Source organism: Salinivibrio sp. SS2 (assembly GCF_001722075.1).
Lineage (GTDB): Bacteria > Pseudomonadota > Gammaproteobacteria > Enterobacterales > Vibrionaceae > Salinivibrio > Salinivibrio proteolyticus.
In genome coordinates this window covers 1-16,629 of sequence record NZ_MEBP01000133.1, presented here as the reverse complement: position 1 = coordinate 16,629, position 16,629 = coordinate 1, and the positions used below count along the sequence as shown (strand labels likewise).

General features: G+C 52.1%; 15 protein-coding genes and 1 pseudogene. 10 read left to right on the top strand and 6 right to left on the bottom strand.

Annotation, left to right across the window (positions count from 1 at the left end):
- Positions 1 to 90 precede the first annotated feature (90 nt).
- Together BGK46_RS16175 and bioA are read right to left on the bottom strand one after the other, a co-directional pair.
- Positions 91 to 1,197 (bottom strand): annotated as a pseudogene (locus tag BGK46_RS16175) (hypothetical protein); the annotation flags it as partial.
- A gap of 192 nt (positions 1,198 to 1,389) precedes the next feature.
- Entirely contained in the window at positions 1,390 to 2,664 is a 1,275-nt protein-coding gene (gene bioA, locus BGK46_RS16170) for an adenosylmethionine--8-amino-7-oxononanoate transaminase (RefSeq protein ID WP_217492747.1), read from the bottom strand.
- 108 nt (positions 2,665 to 2,772) lie between these two features.
- On the opposite strand from bioA, the gene bioB reads away from it, so the two are divergent.
- Genes bioB through bioD form a run of 4 tightly spaced genes read left to right on the top strand, consistent with a single transcriptional unit; the run spans position 2,773 to position 6,512 of the window.
- Entirely contained in the window at positions 2,773 to 3,825 is a 1,053-nt protein-coding gene (gene bioB / locus BGK46_RS16165; RefSeq protein ID WP_069591034.1) for a biotin synthase BioB, read from the top strand.
- 5 nt (positions 3,826 to 3,830) lie between these two features.
- Complete coding sequence (locus BGK46_RS16160; protein ID WP_069591032.1) at positions 3,831 to 5,045, top strand: aminotransferase class I/II-fold pyridoxal phosphate-dependent enzyme; 1,215 nt, start codon at positions 3,831 to 3,833, stop codon at positions 5,043 to 5,045.
- On the top strand, positions 5,042 to 5,836 hold the full coding sequence (bioC, locus tag BGK46_RS16155; RefSeq protein WP_084781549.1) for a malonyl-ACP O-methyltransferase BioC: 795 nt from the start codon (positions 5,042 to 5,044) through the stop codon (positions 5,834 to 5,836). The genes BGK46_RS16160 and bioC overlap by 4 nt, the downstream gene beginning before the upstream one ends.
- Positions 5,829 to 6,512, top strand: coding sequence for a dethiobiotin synthase (gene bioD / locus BGK46_RS16150; protein ID WP_069591028.1), 684 nt, complete (start codon positions 5,829 to 5,831; stop codon positions 6,510 to 6,512). Before bioC ends, bioD begins: the two co-directional genes overlap by 8 nt.
- Positions 6,513 to 6,617: 105 nt before the next feature.
- Here the strand turns inward: bioD and BGK46_RS17675 are convergent, their stop codons facing one another.
- On the bottom strand, positions 6,618 to 6,791 hold the full coding sequence (locus BGK46_RS17675) for a hypothetical protein (RefSeq protein ID WP_167314491.1): 174 nt from the start codon (positions 6,789 to 6,791) through the stop codon (positions 6,618 to 6,620).
- 483 nt (positions 6,792 to 7,274) lie between these two features.
- On the opposite strand from BGK46_RS17675, the gene htpX reads away from it, so the two are divergent.
- Positions 7,275 to 8,153, top strand: coding sequence for a protease HtpX (gene htpX, locus BGK46_RS16145; protein ID WP_069591026.1), 879 nt, complete (start codon positions 7,275 to 7,277; stop codon positions 8,151 to 8,153).
- 28 nt (positions 8,154 to 8,181) lie between these two features.
- Here htpX and BGK46_RS16140 read toward each other — a convergent pair whose 3' ends face one another.
- A complete protein-coding gene (locus BGK46_RS16140) occupies positions 8,182 to 9,105 on the bottom strand; it encodes a DMT family transporter (protein ID WP_069591024.1) in 924 nt (307 codons plus the stop codon).
- Between the two features lie 147 nt (positions 9,106 to 9,252).
- Here BGK46_RS16140 and BGK46_RS16135 point away from each other — a divergent pair, with 147 nt between their 5' ends.
- Positions 9,253 to 9,702, top strand: coding sequence for an Lrp/AsnC family transcriptional regulator (locus BGK46_RS16135; protein WP_069591022.1), 450 nt, complete (start codon positions 9,253 to 9,255; stop codon positions 9,700 to 9,702).
- A gap of 34 nt (positions 9,703 to 9,736) precedes the next feature.
- Here BGK46_RS16135 and trxC read toward each other — a convergent pair whose 3' ends face one another.
- On the bottom strand, positions 9,737 to 10,168 hold the full coding sequence (gene trxC / locus BGK46_RS16130; protein ID WP_069591020.1) for a thioredoxin TrxC: 432 nt from the start codon (positions 10,166 to 10,168) through the stop codon (positions 9,737 to 9,739).
- Positions 10,169 to 10,304: 136 nt separating this feature from the next.
- A complete protein-coding gene (locus BGK46_RS16125; protein WP_069591018.1) occupies positions 10,305 to 11,441 on the bottom strand; it encodes a M14 family metallopeptidase in 1,137 nt (378 codons plus the stop codon).
- A gap of 214 nt (positions 11,442 to 11,655) precedes the next feature.
- On the opposite strand from BGK46_RS16125, the gene BGK46_RS16120 reads away from it, so the two are divergent.
- The 4 genes from BGK46_RS16120 to pgsA all read left to right on the top strand — a co-directional run bounded on the left by BGK46_RS16120 (position 11,656) and on the right by pgsA (position 16,496).
- Complete coding sequence (locus BGK46_RS16120; RefSeq protein ID WP_069591016.1) at positions 11,656 to 13,104, top strand: NAD-dependent succinate-semialdehyde dehydrogenase; 1,449 nt, start codon at positions 11,656 to 11,658, stop codon at positions 13,102 to 13,104.
- A gap of 305 nt (positions 13,105 to 13,409) precedes the next feature.
- Positions 13,410 to 14,054, top strand: a complete 645-nt coding sequence (gene uvrY, locus BGK46_RS16115; protein ID WP_069591014.1) for a UvrY/SirA/GacA family response regulator transcription factor — start codon at positions 13,410 to 13,412, stop codon at positions 14,052 to 14,054.
- Positions 14,054 to 15,886 carry an excinuclease ABC subunit UvrC gene (gene uvrC / locus BGK46_RS16110; protein WP_084781547.1) on the top strand — a complete coding sequence of 611 codons (1,833 nt, stop codon included), beginning with the start codon at positions 14,054 to 14,056 and terminating at the stop codon, positions 15,884 to 15,886. The genes uvrY and uvrC overlap by 1 nt, the downstream gene beginning before the upstream one ends.
- Before the next feature lie 49 nt (positions 15,887 to 15,935).
- A complete protein-coding gene (gene pgsA, locus BGK46_RS16105) occupies positions 15,936 to 16,496 on the top strand; it encodes a CDP-diacylglycerol--glycerol-3-phosphate 3-phosphatidyltransferase (protein ID WP_069591012.1) in 561 nt (186 codons plus the stop codon).
- The last annotated feature ends 133 nt before the right edge of the window (positions 16,497 to 16,629 follow it).

Below are 16,629 nucleotides of genomic sequence, written 5' to 3'. Positions count from 1 at the left end.
GTTTTGAGGCGTTGATGATCTGATCGCCGCTAGAGTGATAAGTTCAATGATTTAGGAAACAACGCCATCCGACTCTGCCGGTGAGTCGTCTCGATTCGCAACGGCTTGCTTAGGGGCGGCGAGCAAATCGCTGATAGATAGCTTTACGCCGTTTTCTGCTAGCCATTCATCATCTAAATTATCGAGCTCTTCACGGGTAATTGCTTCTTTGAGATAGACGAGGTGTTGGTCCTCGACGTTTTTTCCACCCAATTTCCAATAAACCAAGATAGCACTCTGGTGCTTGTTAAGGCCTTGGTCATGATTGAGTTTTTCATGGGTAGAACGCGTGGCATAAAACTGCCACTTGCCATTGCCTAACAGCTTATATTCTTGAACAAGGCGCTTTTGGTTGAAGTGATAATAATATCCCTCGGTGGGTAAACCGAGCCGTTCACCTAACTGAATAGAGGGTGTCACCGGAATGAAGGCTTCTCGGACCACAGCGGAGCCTTCAGGCTTCATCACTACGTGGTCAGGAACACTCACTCCCATGGTGTCGGCAGAGATTTTAGCCACTAGCTTTTTAGGCTCATCAAATGCGGCGTAAGCGGTGTACTTAGTACCGTGTTCGGTAGGCTTAGTTTGCCACTGGCCAATCATGCCTTCTTGCTCAGTTTTCGCTAATTGAAAAGTACAGCCTACCGCCTTACGAAACGTGTCGTCAGAGGCTGCAATCTCAAAGCAGTACTCATATTTCAAGGCTGGCGGCACGTCTGAACGGTCAGGCTTTACTGGCTCAGGGACATAGGTATCTTCGATATTTGTTGTCGCAGCTTGCGAGCTGTCATTCGCGCTACCCGAACCAGTCGCTCCCGCTGCAACATTCCCAGATTGATTCGCTCTAGCAGAAAGAGCCGATTGGGCTTGTGGCGAAAGCGTTGTGTTAGTGCTCGGAGCAACGGACCATATCTTGTTAACGCTATCATGCACCATCGCTGATTGCTTCGGCGCATCGGTCAGTAATACATACTCACCGCTATCAAGCTTTTCCTTAAACTGAGAAAAGCTCACGCCATCAGGGATGATACTGCTGACGTCACGCTCGCTCAGCGAGCTGATATCGCCCTCTACTTGACTAAACTCATACGCCATAAGCTCGGTCAATCGCACTAATTTGTAAGCCACCTTTCTTTCTGTCCGCCAGTAAATGATCATGACGCAGCATTCTACGCAACAGGCCAGAAATATGGATAGGGTTGTTGTCATGGTTACGTTAGCTATGGCTAATTTGTGAAGTGTGTGCAAGAACTTTGGTTGACGTTTTCTTTAATCAAGCGAAGAAATTCGTGCCAGTATACATCGGCATTAGATGCCGCCCCGTCTCTAACGGGGCGTGTTCGACCCTATCTACTCACCAAAAAACTGCTTAATTGCGGTGATCATCCCTTGGGTGAGTTGGTGGAGTTGGTCGTCGCGGATGCAATAGGGTGGCATCACATAAACCAATTTTCCGAACGGACGAACCCAAATACCTTGGGCGGTCATTAAAGGCTGAATATCGGCCAGGTTCACCGGGTCGGTCAACTCTATCACGCCAATTGCGCCAAGCACACGCACGTCCGCCACACATTCCAATGCGCGAGCAGGTGCTAAGCCAGTTTTCAGCTGTTGCTCGATGTGCGCAACCGTCTGCGGCCAGTCACTTTCTAGCAAGGTATCAATGCTGGCGCAGGCCACGGAGCAGGCGAGAGGGTTGCCCATAAAGGTAGGACCGTGCATAAAACAGCCTGCATCACTGCTGCAGACGGTATCGGCCACATGTCGGGTAGTGAGCGTGGCGGCCAAGGTCATGTAGCCGCCGGTCAGTGCTTTACCGACGCAGAGTATATCTGGGCTGATCCCCGCGTGGTCGCAGGCAAATAGTTTACCGGTGCGGCCAAATCCGGTGGCAATTTCATCCACAATCAGCAGTACATCAAATTCATCGCACAAAGCGCGCACTTGACGCAGGTATTCGGGATGATAAAAGCGCATACCGCCTGCGCCTTGCACAATCGGCTCTAAGATCACCGCGGCCAGTTGGCCGTGATGCGCGGCGAGTGCTTCGCGCATGGGCTGTATGTCGTTAGGGTTCCACTCACCGTCAAAGCGGCTTTGTGGCGACGGCACAAAATGATGCTGGGGCAGAAACCCTTTGTAGAGTTTGTGCATCGAATTATCAGGGTCCGTCACCGACATGGCCGCGAACGTGTCGCCATGATAGCCATGACGTAAGGTCAAAAACTGTGCGCGCGACTCGCCGCGTCCCTGCCAATATTGCATCGCCATTTTAAGCGCCACTTCTACTGACACAGAGCCTGAATCGGCCAAAAAGACTTGCGTGAGTGGCGCGGGTGAATGCGTGACCAAGCGCTCACAAAGCGAGACCGCGGGCTGGTGGGTGAGACCGCCAAACATCACATGCGACATTTTATCAATTTGCTGATGCGCCGCAGCGTTTAAAGCAGGGTGGTTATAGCCGTGAATCGCTGCCCACCATGATGACATGCCATCAATCAGAACAGTGCCATCTTCAAGGTGTAGCTCGGCGCCGCTTGCGTGTGAGACAGGTAAGCAAGGCAAAGGGTCGAGCGTTGAAGTGTAGGGATGCCAGATATGTTCACGGTCAAAATGGGTGTTAATGCTCATAAATAAATCAAATGTAAACCAGCGTGATCTTGTTGTGTTGACAGGTTAGCGTCTGTGGGTAGACTAGCCAAGCATTAAAACGACAACAACGGGGAAAACCGCGTGGAAATAAGACACAACTGGACCGCACAGGAAGTGCAAGCATTGTTCGATAAACCTTTTATGGATTTGCTGTTTGAAGCGCAGCAGGTACATCGTGAATACCATCCTGCCAACCAAGTGCAAGTCAGCACGCTGTTATCGATCAAAACCGGCGCGTGTCCAGAAGATTGCAAATATTGCCCGCAAAGTGCGCGGTATCGCACCGATGTTGAGAAAGAGCGCTTAATGGAAGTGGAACGCGTGCTCGAAGCGGCGGAGAAAGCCAAAGCCTCAGGCGCGACGCGCTTTTGCATGGGGGCGGCGTGGAAAAACCCCAAGCAACGCGATATGCCATATTTGCTCGATATGATCCAAGGCGTAAAAGGCTTAGGGTTGGAAACCTGCATGACGCTGGGCATGTTGGATGCAGAGCAAGCCAAGACCTTGTCGGAGGCGGGTTTGGATTACTACAACCATAATCTCGATACCTCGCCCGAGTTTTACGGCAACATCATCACCACGCGGACGTATCAAGAACGCCTTGATACCTTATCTAATGTACGAGACGCGGGAATGAAGGTATGTTCCGGCGGCATTATTGGGCTGGGTGAAAGTGCGCGCGATCGCGCAGGTTTGCTGGTTGAGCTGGCCAATATGCCGGCTCACCCAGAAAGCGTGCCGATTAACATGCTGGTCAAAGTAAAAGGCACACCGCTTGAGAACGTCGATGACGTTGACCCGTTCGATTTTGTCCGCATTATCGCGGTGGCGCGGATCATGATGCCCAAATCGGCAGTGCGGCTGTCTGCCGGGCGCGAAGACATGAACGAGCAAATGCAAACCTTGTGCTTTATGGCTGGCGCCAACTCGATATTCTACGGCTGCAAGCTGTTGACCACACCAAACCCTGACGAAGACGCGGACATGCAGCTATTTAAAAAGCTGGGTATTAATCGCGAAGCGGTCAGCCAAAAGCCCGATCAAGTCACTGAGCACGACTTACTTGAGCAAGTGGCCGAGCGAGTGGCATCGCGCCCGCAAGAGGGCGATTTGTTCTACGACGCCAGTGTCTAAGCACCATGACTGACACAACATCAGCGCTGACCCGCCGTTATCAGGATGAGCTGGCCGCACGTCAGCAACAAGGCCTATGGCGGCAAAATGGAGACAATGCCGTCGCCGAGTCATGGCGCAACTTTGCGGGTAATGATTATTTAGGCCTCGCGCAAGACCCGCGGCTGGTCAAAAAGGCGCAGCAGCACCTTGAACGCTGGGGCGTGGGTGCAACGGCGTCGCCGGTAGTATCTGGTTTTACCGCAGCGCATCAATCCCTTTGTGATCAGCTGTGTGACTGGCTGGGTTACCCGCAAGCGATACTGTTTAACAGTGGTTTTGCTGCCAATCAGGCGTTACTGTTTACGCTGTTAGGTAAAGACGATGCCTTGTTTCAAGATAAACTCAACCACGCCTCCTTGATTGAGGCCGGCGTATTGAGCCCTGCCACGCAGCGGCGGTTTCGTCATAACGACATGGCACACCTTCGCCAACTGCTCGCGAAGCAAACCCAGCCTTCCGCATCGCTGATTGTCTCGGAAGGGGTGTTCAGCATGGATGGAGATACCTCCCCAACCGACAGCCTTGCCACGCTTGCCAACCAATCGGGGGCGCTCTGGGCACTGGATGATGCGCATGGGATTGGCGTGTTAGGGCAAGAAGGCGAGGGCAGTATCAGTCGTGGCGCGCGGCCGGATATTTTAATCGTGACGTTTGGAAAAGCCCTGGGCGTGGCGGGGGCGGCAGTGCTGGCTTCTCCCTCCATCATTGACTATTTACGCCAGTTCGCTCGCCATTATGTGTACTCGACGGCTATGCCACCTGCGCAAGCGGCACTCATTGAGGATGCGATTAGGCTAGCACGAACAGAGCACTGGCGGCGAGAAACACTCAGCGCCCATACTGAACAGCTAGCGCAAGGCCTCCACGATTGGTTAGAGACGTCTACTGCTTTCGAACCCCATGCTTTAAATACGAAGTCCTTCCCGCAATTGCTGGCGACGCCTAGCCCGATCAAGCCGCTGATTATCGGCGATTTGGCCGCGTTACAGCAGGTGAATCACGCTTTGATGAAGGCGCATATTCGGGTGGGGGCGATTCGGCCACCGACTGTGCCTGCCAACACCGCACGTCTGCGGATCAGCCTGTCCGCGCAACATCAAAAAACAGATATCACCGCACTGATTGAGGCGCTGAAGCCGGTATTAGCGAGCGACAAAGCGTGTGGGGTGACAGCATGACCGTCGCCGATAAACAAGCGATTGCTCGAGCGTTTGGCCGAGCCGCGCCCCATTATGACGACAGTGCGACGCTGCAGCGCCGTGTCGGCCATCGGTTAATGGCATTGGCTGAGTCAGAGCAAAAAGCTATCCATCTCAGTACCGTCTTAGATGTCGGTTGTGGCACCGGCTATTTCACCCAGCAGTGGATGACTCACGCTAAAACAGTGATTGGACTGGATCTCAGCGCTCCTATGCTTGCAACGGCAAAAGCGCGCTGCGGCGACGCCATGCTAGGCGTACAAGCAGATGCGGAGCATTTACCGCTGGCTGATAACAGCGTTGATCTGGCATTTAGCTCGTTAGCGCTGCAATGGTGCGACGATTTGCATGTGCCATTGGCGGAGCTGCGTCGGGTCGTCAAACCCGGTGGGCAAATTCTTGTTTCAACACTGCTCAACGGATCCTTGTGTGAACTCGACAGCGCGTGGCAACAAGCATGCGGCACGTCACGGGTGAACCACTTTATCTCCTTATCTGAGTTACAACAGGCGACCCAACGCGCCGGGTTGATGAACGCGACCGTGTTGCAAGAAAGCGAACAGCTGACTTTTGCCAATGCCCATACGGTGATGAAAAGCTTAAAAGGCATTGGCGCGACATATCGCCCGCAAGGGGCGGGGCAGCAAGGGCTGGCGACAAGAGCGCAGTTTAGTGCGGTAGAAAAGGCGTATCAGCGTTTTGCACTTGCCGCCAACACCTTACCGGCGACCTATCAAATTGGCTACATAGTGATTCACCATCATGCATGACAGTTACTTTATTACCGGCACCGACACCGAAGTGGGGAAAACCTATACCACGGCGGCGCTGTTGCACGCCTTTATCGCAAAGGGCTATCAAGCGGTGGGCTACAAGCCTGTTGCCGCTGGTGCCGATTTAGCGCCTGACTACCAACTCAATAGTGACGCTGTCACTTTGCAGCGCGCCAGTGCGATTGCATTGCCGTATGCCTCTATCAACCCAGTGTTGTTAGAAACGCCGTGCTCGCCCCACTGGGCCGCCGTGTTAGCCAACACGCCCATCGATACCCAGGTGTTGAGCGATGGGCTCGCGCATTTAAAACAGCAGGCCAGCCCAGTATTGGTAGAAGGGGCTGGAGGCTGGCAAGTGCCACTGAGTGAGACTGAAACGCTTGCCGATTGGGTGGTTGCCCATCAACTGCCAGTGATCATGGTGGTGGGAATAAAGCTTGGCTGTTTAAACCATGCTTTACTCACCGCCGAGGCCATACGTGCACCCGGGCTTACGTTAGCTGGATGGGTGGCAAACGCCGTGGATCCTAAGGCGCAGTACAGTGACGAAATGGTGCGCTATCTTGACGCGCATTTAGATGCGCCTTGTCTGGGGCACTTGCCGTTTGCTGCCGATGCCTCGCCAGCACAACGGGCGTCAACGCTGGATATCCGTGCGCTTTTAGCGCCTTAAACGGTGGGCGCATTGAGTCATGCCGGACACAAAAAAAGCCAGTGAAAACTGGCTTTTTGCTAATGTAGAATCGGACTTGTAACAGGAATGACTGACAACGACCGCTTACTTTTGATCGTCCAGTAATCCCATTAGACCTTGCTGGACTTCTGCAATTTGTCGCGCTGCACTGGCGTCATCCGATGCTAACCCAAGTTCTGAGCAGGCTTCGTCGAAGCTCATGCCGAGATGACAGCATAAGATGTCGATAGCGACACGGTAGTTTTCTTTTTCTGCCATGGTTTCACTCCATTGATAACGCGTTGTTTTGACGCGGCTCTTGATCAGGGCTTCACACTTTGTCTCATCTCATTGACGCTTCATCGCGGTGTAAACAATGAGTGAGAAAATGTTATCTAGTTTTAAACAGCTGCAGCCAAATTAGCGCCCTCTTAACGCAATTACAACTCGACTAAAGTCTATAGTAGCTTGGATTTGTCTAAAATGCTGGCTCTATGTGTTAGGTTTGTTTTTAAGTTGCTGAATTGGTTTTAAAAATTTCTCAATTGGCCTAGCTCACATTTTATCTATATCAGATGGGAATAACGTGCCACACTAACTGGTCAGCGGAGTGATGCGGCTGTCTGTATCGATGGGCGGATTCAATCATTTTATTCGTAACAAATTGCATCAAAGGATTGTTTTTATCTTGAATGCCCATACTATTTTTACCATTACAACAAGTAAGCGCTAAACACTGGGTTTAAGCGACGGAGACACACGATGAAACGCATAGGATTATTTCTTGCTACCAACCTCGCGGTACTGATCGTATTCAGCATTGTGCTGAACATCATCTACGCGGTTACAGGCATGCAGCCGGGCAGCTTGTCTGGGTTGTTGGTACTGGCGGCTGTATTCGGTTTTGGCGGCTCAATTATCTCGTTGCTGATGTCAAAATCCATGGCACTTCGCTCTGTAGGGGCGCAAGTGATTGAACATCCACGTAATGAAACCGAGCACTGGTTGATGAACACGGTCAGTCAACAGGCTCAGCGTGCTGGCATTGGCATGCCAACGGTGGCGATCTATAACTCGCCTGATATCAACGCGTTTGCCACCGGGGCAAAACGTGACGACTCTGTGGTCGCGGTATCAACGGGGTTACTACAAAACATGACCCGTGATGAAGCGGAAGCGGTACTGGCGCACGAAGTCAGCCACATTGCCAACGGCGATATGGTCACCATGACCTTGATGCAAGGGGTAGTTAACACCTTCGTGATCTTTATCTCTCGTGTCATCGCTGGCGCGGTCAGTGGCATGAACAGCGACGAAGAAGGCGAAGGCGGCGGCAACTGGATGATGTACTTCCTGGTATCGTCAGTGCTAGAAATCGTGTTTGGTATTCTGGCTAGCATTCTCACCATGTGGTTTAGCCGTCATCGCGAATTCCGCGCCGATGCAGGCTCAGCGCAGCTGGTGGGCAAACAGAAAATGATTGCAGCACTGGAGCGTTTAAAAGTCAGCCACGAGCCGAAACTGGAAGGTTCAATGATGGCATTTGGTATTAACGGTAAGAAAACGCTGAGTGAGTTGTTTATGACTCACCCACCGCTAGAAAAACGTATCGATGCCTTGCGTCGTGGCGACTATCTCTAACCGGATAGCGTTTACGTCGAGTCACAGATTAAGCGGCCCGCGGGCCGCTTTTTGTTTGTGTGCGTCGCCACTTTATCCCCTCACTGGCGAGCACCGCACCGAATACAATCAACGCCATCGCCACCACGGTGAGCAGACTGACGGTTTCTGAGAACACAGGGATTGCGATCAGCGCGGCCACCACAGGCGTGAATGCGCCTATTGCGGCACTCATTTCTGCACCTAAGCGCCGAATCGCAAATGCATAGCTGTAATTGGCAATGATCCCCACACCCAAACCTTGCGCCAGCACATGGTAGCCCAGCTCGCCCACAGGCGCTTGGAGCAGGTTAAACGAGGTCAGCCCGCTCATCGCGCCCACAGGCAGCAACAAGACGGCCGAAATCGCGAGTACCGCTCCGGCTTCTGCGGCATTCAATCCTGTCACACGTACGCCAATGGTAAACCACGCCCAGCTGATACTGGCCGCAAGCAAAATCAAATGGCCTTGGGTGACGCTCCACGGTGAGAAGAACAGCGAATGCCATAAAAACGCGCCGATACCGATCACGATAAGTCCAATCCCTAATCGCCGTCCCACCGAGAGTGATTCACCATAAACGCCCCAAGCGATGGTAGAGACAAACAGTGGCAAGATCCCCGGAATTAACGAGGCGCCATCGGCAACAGGGGCTAACTGCATACCTGTGGCAGCGAGCAGATAAAACGGTAAACCGGCACCGAAGGCAATCGCAAACAGATAACGTTTGGGCACGGAGACAATATGACGGATCCGATGACGGCTCAGCCAACCAAATAGGAGAGCGGCGGGCAAAAAGCGCAGTAGGGCAACATCGCCACTGGTTAACACCGATTGGCTGGCCTGACGCAATGAGATAAACAGGCTCGCCCAAATGGTCACGGTGACAAGCATGGCGGCAAGGCCTAATACACGTTGAGAGGTGGCAGGCATGGTTGGTCACTTCCTTGTTCAAGAATAGAGTTAGTGTGGCAGCGTCAAAGGAGGGATTGGTGGCAAATTAAAGAGTGATTTGCCATTATGTTAGCGTTTATCATCTTTAATTATATTTTTGTTGTTGAAAATCACTAAGGAAGCGATTTGGACAGTAAAGACAAAGCGATTCTGGCGCTGTTGCAAGACGATGCGCGCCGTACCACCGCGGAAATCGCTGATGCGGTTGGACTGTCGTTTTCACCGTGTGCAAGACGAATCAAAAAGCTGGAAGCCGATGGGGTGATAGCGTCCTATCAGGTCACCCTAAATCGCCAGCGGATTGGGCTAAACATGACCTTTTTCGTTAACGTGAGTTTGAGTAATCACCGAGAAGAGGCGATTGTCACCTTTGAAAACGCGCTGGTGGATATGGATGAAGTGATCAACGGCCACGTCATTTCTGGCACTTATGATTATTTACTGGAAGTGGTGACGCGCGATTTACCGCACTATGAAGCCTTTATGCGCCAGTTACAGACCTTGGCGATGGTAAAAGACATCAATACCAATGTGGCGATCCGCGCGGTCAAACAAGGCGCGGCGCTAAAAGTGTAGCGCCGCGTGATCATCATGAAAGGATGGTTAGCGATTAGCTAAGGTGCTGGCTTAGCCAGTCACTAAAGGCATTTTGAGGCAGGGCGCCGTTCATCATGTCAACGCGCTCGCCGTTTTTAAACACCATTAGCGTCGGAATGCTGCGAATGCGATATTGTGCTGCCAGCGCTTGCTGCGCTTCAGTGTCAATTTTCACAAACAGCGCACGGCCTTCTTCCTGTTCGGCGACGGCCTCAAAAGCAGGTGCAAAACTTTGACATGGTCCACACCAAGGGGCCCAAAAATCTACCACCACGGGCTTGTCGCTGTTAAGTAAAGCAGCAAAGTTATCGCTCGTGCCTTCAATGGGCTTTCCTTCTAATAGCGCTGATTGACACTTGCCACACTTGGGCGCGTCGTTCACGCGTTCGCTCGGAATACGGTTCATTGCTTGGCAGTGAGGGCAACGTGAGGTTAGGGTTGTCATTATTGTTCCTCGTCGAATGATTTGTGGCTAGTTTACGAGCCTTTACCGGCGAGCGAAAACAGAAATAATCTATGACAGACATAGAAAAAGCCGATGACGCGGCATCGGCTTTTGCGTCTCGCGCACATTGGGTGCGTTACAGTGTATCCACCACCGCAAGGATGGCGCTGAGCATATCGCGACCAAAGGCTTGGCTGCGCGCAGGTGACCAGCCAAAGTCTGGATCCGGTTGGTCGTTGTGATCTTTAAACGGCATCTCAACCGTGTACGACAAACACTTAAAGCGCTCGCCAATCCAGTTTGATCCTACGGTTAAATTGGCTTTACCGGGCGCGTCTTTTTCATAGCCATGCTCGTCTTGAAACTCCGGCGTTACGGTAAGCAGCGCACGTTTGAAGCGGTTTTCGAGATCGGCCATACGTTCATCGTAAGATGGGATCCCCTCGCAACCGGCAACAAAGTTATACGGAATTGCCTCATCACCGTGAATATCGAGGCACATTTTCACCCCAGTTTGTTCCATACGGGCACGAACATGATACACCTCAGGGCTACGCTTAAGGCTTGGCGTTTCCCATTCGCGGTTTAAGTTGGCGCCGACGGCATTGGTGCGCAAGTGGCCGCGTACGCTGCCGTCGGGATTCATGTTAGGAACGATGTAAAAGTCCGCTTTTTCCAACAGTGCACGGGCGGTGGTGTCCGTGTCGTCAAGCAATCGGTCGAGTAAACCTTCCATAAACCATTCCGCCATGGTCTCGCCGGGGTGCTGGCGGGCAATCAGCCAAATGGGCGTTTTCGGTTGGGCGGATTCCCCTAAATCTGCGCGAATTTTCAAGAGGCTAATGTCGCGACCATCTAGGGTTTGGCCAAGCGTTTCTAATTGGCACTGTGGGTAGGTTTGTGCTTGATGAATCAAATCCAAGTGGCGTTCATAGCTATACGGTGCGAAATACGCAAAGTACATCGAGCCGTGTTGCGGCGTCACCTTCATGGTCAAGGTATCGCCGTCGAATTCAGTAGGGACACGGAACCAGGTATCACGGTCGTATGAGGCAACCGCTTGGTAGTCTGTCCAACCTTCAGGGTAGGCAGAGCCTGCAAGCTGCTGAATATGGAGCGTATGGGCCTGATTGACCTCAGCTTCAAGGCGAAAGTGGAACCACTGATAAAACTCAGATTGATTGTCTTGGTGAATGGCAAGCTGGATATTGTTGATGTCGTCGTCATTCAGAACGCGGATATTCCCGCTATCGAACTGGCTAAAAATACGCATAGAGCATCCTTTTTCTGTTGAAGGGCCAGCTGTGTTTGCGCCGGTATCTATAAGCCGTTGTGGTTATTTGCTGTCTACTTGGGCAGACATTGTGCATTTACTGGCTTATAGTCGTTGATCTCAGCGAATATCTTGCCGTGCTATTCGTGAGCTGGCAAGGTGCCAGTATGATTTGGGTGAACGCGCAACGCCTTTGAACAAAAAAGGAGCCATTATGCAATTGCAGGACATGACGCTGCTTAAGACACAAGCACTGATTAACGGTCAATGGAAAGATGCCCGCAACCAAAAAACACGCCCAGTGACCAATCCTGCCAATGGCGCGTGTTTGGCAAACATACCCAATATGGGCGCCGAGGAAACACGACAAGCGATTGATGCCGCCGATGCGGCCTTGCCCGAGTGGCGAGCGCTAACGGCGAAAGCCCGAGCCGAAGTATTGTACCGCTGGTACGAGCTGATGCTTGAACACAAAGACGACTTAGCGGCGATCATGACCGCCGAGCAAGGCAAGCCGCTGAAAGAAGCCGCGGGAGAGATCCAATACGCGGCGTCATTTTTACAGTGGTTTGCTGAAGAAGCGAAGCGGGTGTATGGCGCGACCATTCCTGCTGAGCAGGCCGAAAAACGCATCTCTGTGATCAAGCAGCCGATTGGCGTAACGGCAGCGATTACGCCTTGGAATTTTCCAGCCGCGATGATCACCCGCAAAGCCGCGGCAGCACTGGCGGCAGGTTGTACTATGGTGGTGAAGCCGGCCAGTGACACACCGTTGTCGGCGTTGGCGCTTGGAGAGCTGGCACTGCGTGCTGGTGTGCCTGCCGGGGTACTAAGCATCGTCACTGGCACGGCTGGGCCGATTGCCGATACGCTTTGCAGCGATGATCGGGTACGCAAGCTCTCATTCACTGGCTCGACGGAAATTGGCGCACGACTGATGGAAAAATGCGCGCCAAGCATTAAAAAGCTGTCGCTGGAGTTGGGGGGCAATGCGCCGTTTATTGTTTTTGATGATGCGGATATTGATGCAGCGGTTGAAGGTGCCATCGCGGCTAAATATCGCAATGCGGGACAAACATGCGTTTGTGTGAATCGAATCTATGTGCAATCGAGTATCTATGACGCCTTTGCAGAAAAATTCACAAAAGCGGTTAGTCAATTACGTGTCGGTCTTGGCACCGATGATAAGGTGGACATTGGCCCGCTGATTAATCTTGGTGCGATCGACAAAGTGAAAGCACATTTGGACGATGCCAAGCAACACGGCGGCGAGATCCTGCTTGGTGGCGATTGCCCAGAGTTAGGGGAAAACTTTACTCAGCCTGCGGTCATCAAACACGCGACACCGGCGATGCGGATTGCTAAAGAAGAAACCTTTGGTCCGGTTGCGCCCTTGTTTGCCTTTAATGATGAAGCTGAAGCTATCGCAATGGCGAACGATACCGAGTTTGGTCTGGCGTCGTACTTTTATGCGCGAGACATTAGCCGCGTGCATCGTGTCGCAGAAGCCTTAGAGTACGGCATGGTGGGGATTAACACTGGCCTTATTTCAACCGCGGTGGCGCCCTTTGGTGGGGTGAAACAATCAGGCTTAGGCCGAGAAGGGTCACAATGGGGCTTGGATGAATACCTCGAAATGAAGTATCTGTGTTTGGCGCTATAGCCTAAGGGGTTAAGCTCTCTCGCGATCACGGACAGGAGGGCGATGTGTTCAAAAATGCTGACATGTCAACATGACGTTACTCTGTTTATGGCTAGCAACTTGGTGCAAATATCACCGCGTTGGCCATAATTTAGACGGGTTGACTGTTTTTTGACAGCTTGGTGTATGAAAATTTGCGATTCGGCACATCGCCCCTGTTGTTGCCTTTTCATCCGTGGTAAAACTCAAGTAATATGCGTTAAGACACGTCCAACCGTTGCGGTGAAGCAACAAGTTGGCGAACCAAACCAAGTGGAGATACAAGATTGATCACTGTTTTCCTTGTAGATGATCACGAGCTGGTTCGCACAGGGATTCGACGTCTATTAGAAGACGTCCGTGGAATTAAAGTGGTAGGGGAAGCCGACAGCGGTGAAGCCGCACTCAAGTGGTGTCGGCAAAATCACGCCGATATTGTCCTGATGGACATGAACATGCCGGGCATCGGGGGTTTGGAAGCCACACGTAAGTTGCTTCGCTACTCGCCGGATGCCAAGATCATCGTACTCACGATTCACACTGAGAACCCATTCCCAACCAAGGTGATGCAAGCGGGTGCCGCGGGCTATCTCACCAAAGGGGCGGGCGCAGACGAAGTGGTGAATGCGATTCGCATGGTCAATAGTGGCCAACGGTACATTTCCCCGGATATTGCCCAGCAAATGGCGCTTAGTCAGTTCTCCGCTTCTTCTGACAACCCTTTCAAGGAGCTGTCTGAGCGTGAATTGCAGATCATGCTGATGATCACCAAAGGGCAAAAAGTCACGGACATTTCCGAGCAGCTCAGTTTAAGCCCCAAAACCGTTAATAGTTACCGCTATCGCTTGTTTAGCAAGCTAGGCATTAACGGAGATGTGGAGTTAACTCACCTCGCCATTCGTCACGGGATGTTAGATACCGAGACTCTGTAGTGCCAGACACATTCGATTCAAAAAGCTTTTTAAAAACGGTGCCTCACCAACCGGGCGTTTATCGCATGATGGACGCCTCGGGTGAGATCATTTATGTGGGTAAGGCGAAAGATCTGAGCAAGCGTCTTGCCAGCTACTTTCGAGTGCAAGTTTCCAGCGAAAAAACCAAAGCCTTGGTACGTAACATCGCCAATGTGGAAGTCACCGTCACTCACACGGAAACCGAAGCGCTGATCCTTGAACACAACCTCATCAAGCAACACCTGCCTAAATACAATGTGTTGCTGCGCGATGATAAATCCTACCCCTACATTTATCTAAGCGGCCATACCCACCCTCGCTTGGCGGTTCATCGCGGTGCGAAAAAGAAAAAGGGCGAATACTTCGGCCCGTTTCCGGATGCGAGCGCAGTAAGACAAAGCCTGCACCTGCTGCAGAAAATATTCCCCGTTCGCCAATGTGAAGACTCCGTTTACGCTAACCGCAGTCGTCCCTGTTTGATGTACCAAATTGGTCGGTGTGCGGGGCCTTGTGTGCCCGGATTGGTCAGTGATGAGGAGTACGCCGAGCAGGTGAATTTTGCGCGGTTATTCTTGCAGGGCAAAAACCGCCAAGTGATCGATTCGCTGGTGGAAAAAATGGAAACCGCCAGTCAGCAGCTTCAATTCGAAAAAGCCGCCGAATACCGCGATCAAATCCAAGCCTTGCGTCGCGTGCAAGAGCAGCAGTTTGTCTCGCAAGATAGCGACGAAGATCTGGATGTGATCGGGTTTGGACTTGAGAATGGTGTGGCCTGTATTCATGTGCTGTTTTTACGCCAAGGTAAGGTGTTAGGTAGCCGCAGCTACTTCCCCAAAATGCCGGCGGAGACGGAACCTGCCGAGGTGGTGTCTAGCTTTGTCAGCCAGTTTTATTTGGCCCAAGCAGAAGGGCGCACCATTCCTAGCCACATTTTGATTTCTGATGACATCGGCGACGATCTTTCCTGGCTGTCAGATACCTTGAGTGAAATCGCCGGGCGGCGAGTGCAACTGCAAAGCAAACCACGCGGCGCGCGGGCACGCTTCTTAAAGCTAGCCAACACCAATGCGCGTACAGCGTTAACCAGCAAGATAAACCATCGCATGACCATCCAGCACCGCTACAAGGTGCTGCAAGAAACGCTAGGGTTAAACCCGGTCAAACGGATGGAGTGTTTTGATATCAGCCACACCATGGGCGAAAAAACCGTGGCGTCGTGCGTGGTGTTTAACCAAGATGGCCCGCTAAAAAAAGAGTATCGCCGTTACAACATTGAAGGGATCACCGGCGGTGACGATTACGCCGCAATGGCCCAAGTGCTGACCCGTCGTTACAGCAAACAGCTCGAGCCAGAAAAAATCCCCGATATTATCGTGATTGATGGGGGTAAAGGGCAGCTCAATCGCGCGTGGGAGGTACTTAAACCCCTGATCGCCGATTGGCCCATTCATCCGCTTATTTTGGGTGTTGCCAAAGGGACCAGCCGTAAACCGGGCCTAGAGACACTGATCAAAGTCTCTGGCGAGCAATTTTCGTTGCCGGCCGACTCACCAGCGTTGCACCTTATTCAACACATCCGCGATGAAAGCCATGATCACGCTATTGCTGGACACCGTGCCGCACGTGGAAAAGCGCGCAAACAAAGTGTGCTGACCCAAATCGAAGGTATTGGCCCGAAACGTCGCCAAGCTTTGCTGAAGTATCTTGGTGGGATCCAAGAGTTGCGCAACGCCAGTGTCGAAGAAATCGCCAAAGTCCCCGGGATCAGCCGAACACTGGCAGAGAAAATTCATTCCTCATTGCAAGGTTAGAGGCAATGGGGCAACATAACGTAGTCAATCCAACAATAAAAAGCTGAGCATGCGCCTTAATATACCCACCATTTTGACCTTTTTGCGCCTTGCGCTAATTCCGGTCTTTGTCATCGCCTATTATTTGCCCTACGAATGGGCTCCGTTTGCCGCGGCACTCGTTTTCGTGATTGCCGGTGTTACTGATTGGTTGGATGGGTATTTAGCTCGCCGTTTAAAACAATCGACCCGGTTTGGCGCCTTTCTCGATCCTGTTGCCGATAAGGTGATGGTGGCAATTGCCATGGTGCTGATTGTCGAGCATTACTACTCCATTTGGGTCACGATTCCCGCTGCGACCATGATTGCGCGAGAAGTGATTATTTCGGCCCTGCGCGAGTGGATGGCAGAAATTGGTAAACGCGCCAGCGTTGCTGTCTCTTGGGTGGGGAAATTTAAAACGGCTTCACAAATGTTTGCTCTGACGATGCTGCTTTGGCATGCCGCGCCTTGGATTGAATGGCTGGGTTATGTCGCGCTCTATGCCGCAACTGGCTTAACCTATTGGTCGATGTACCAATATATGATGGCTGCCAAGGACGATTTGTTAGCAGACCCAGACAGCGATTAGCCTGCGTTGGTGTCTCGGCCTTAGCGAGTGGGAGATGCGCAGCCTCGCCGAGTCCGACATACCCGCAGCCCAGTAAAAATGCAGCTTAATGAAAAACGCAGCCCAAACGGCTGCGTTTTTTGTTTGCCCAGCG

Excerpts from the sequence above, each read along its gene's own strand:
- bioC (WP_084781549.1), top strand. The coding sequence starts at position 5,042 with ATGACCGTCGCCGATAAACAAGCGATTGCTCGAGCGTTTGGCCGAGCC.
- trxC (WP_069591020.1), bottom strand. The coding sequence starts at position 10,168 with ATGACAACCCTAACCTCACGTTGCCCTCACTGCCAAGCAATGAACCGT.
- BGK46_RS16120 (WP_069591016.1), top strand. The coding sequence starts at position 11,656 with ATGCAATTGCAGGACATGACGCTGCTTAAGACACAAGCACTGATTAAC.
- BGK46_RS17675 (WP_167314491.1), bottom strand. The coding sequence starts at position 6,791 with ATGGCAGAAAAAGAAAACTACCGTGTCGCTATCGACATCTTATGCTGT.
- htpX (WP_069591026.1), top strand. The coding sequence starts at position 7,275 with ATGAAACGCATAGGATTATTTCTTGCTACCAACCTCGCGGTACTGATC.
- BGK46_RS16125 (WP_069591018.1), bottom strand. The coding sequence starts at position 11,441 with ATGCGTATTTTTAGCCAGTTCGATAGCGGGAATATCCGCGTTCTGAAT.
- bioD (WP_069591028.1), top strand. The coding sequence starts at position 5,829 with ATGCATGACAGTTACTTTATTACCGGCACCGACACCGAAGTGGGGAAA.
- pgsA (WP_069591012.1), top strand. The coding sequence starts at position 15,936 with ATGCGCCTTAATATACCCACCATTTTGACCTTTTTGCGCCTTGCGCTA.
- BGK46_RS16160 (WP_069591032.1), top strand. The coding sequence starts at position 3,831 with ATGACTGACACAACATCAGCGCTGACCCGCCGTTATCAGGATGAGCTG.
- BGK46_RS16140 (WP_069591024.1), bottom strand. The coding sequence starts at position 9,105 with ATGCCTGCCACCTCTCAACGTGTATTAGGCCTTGCCGCCATGCTTGTC.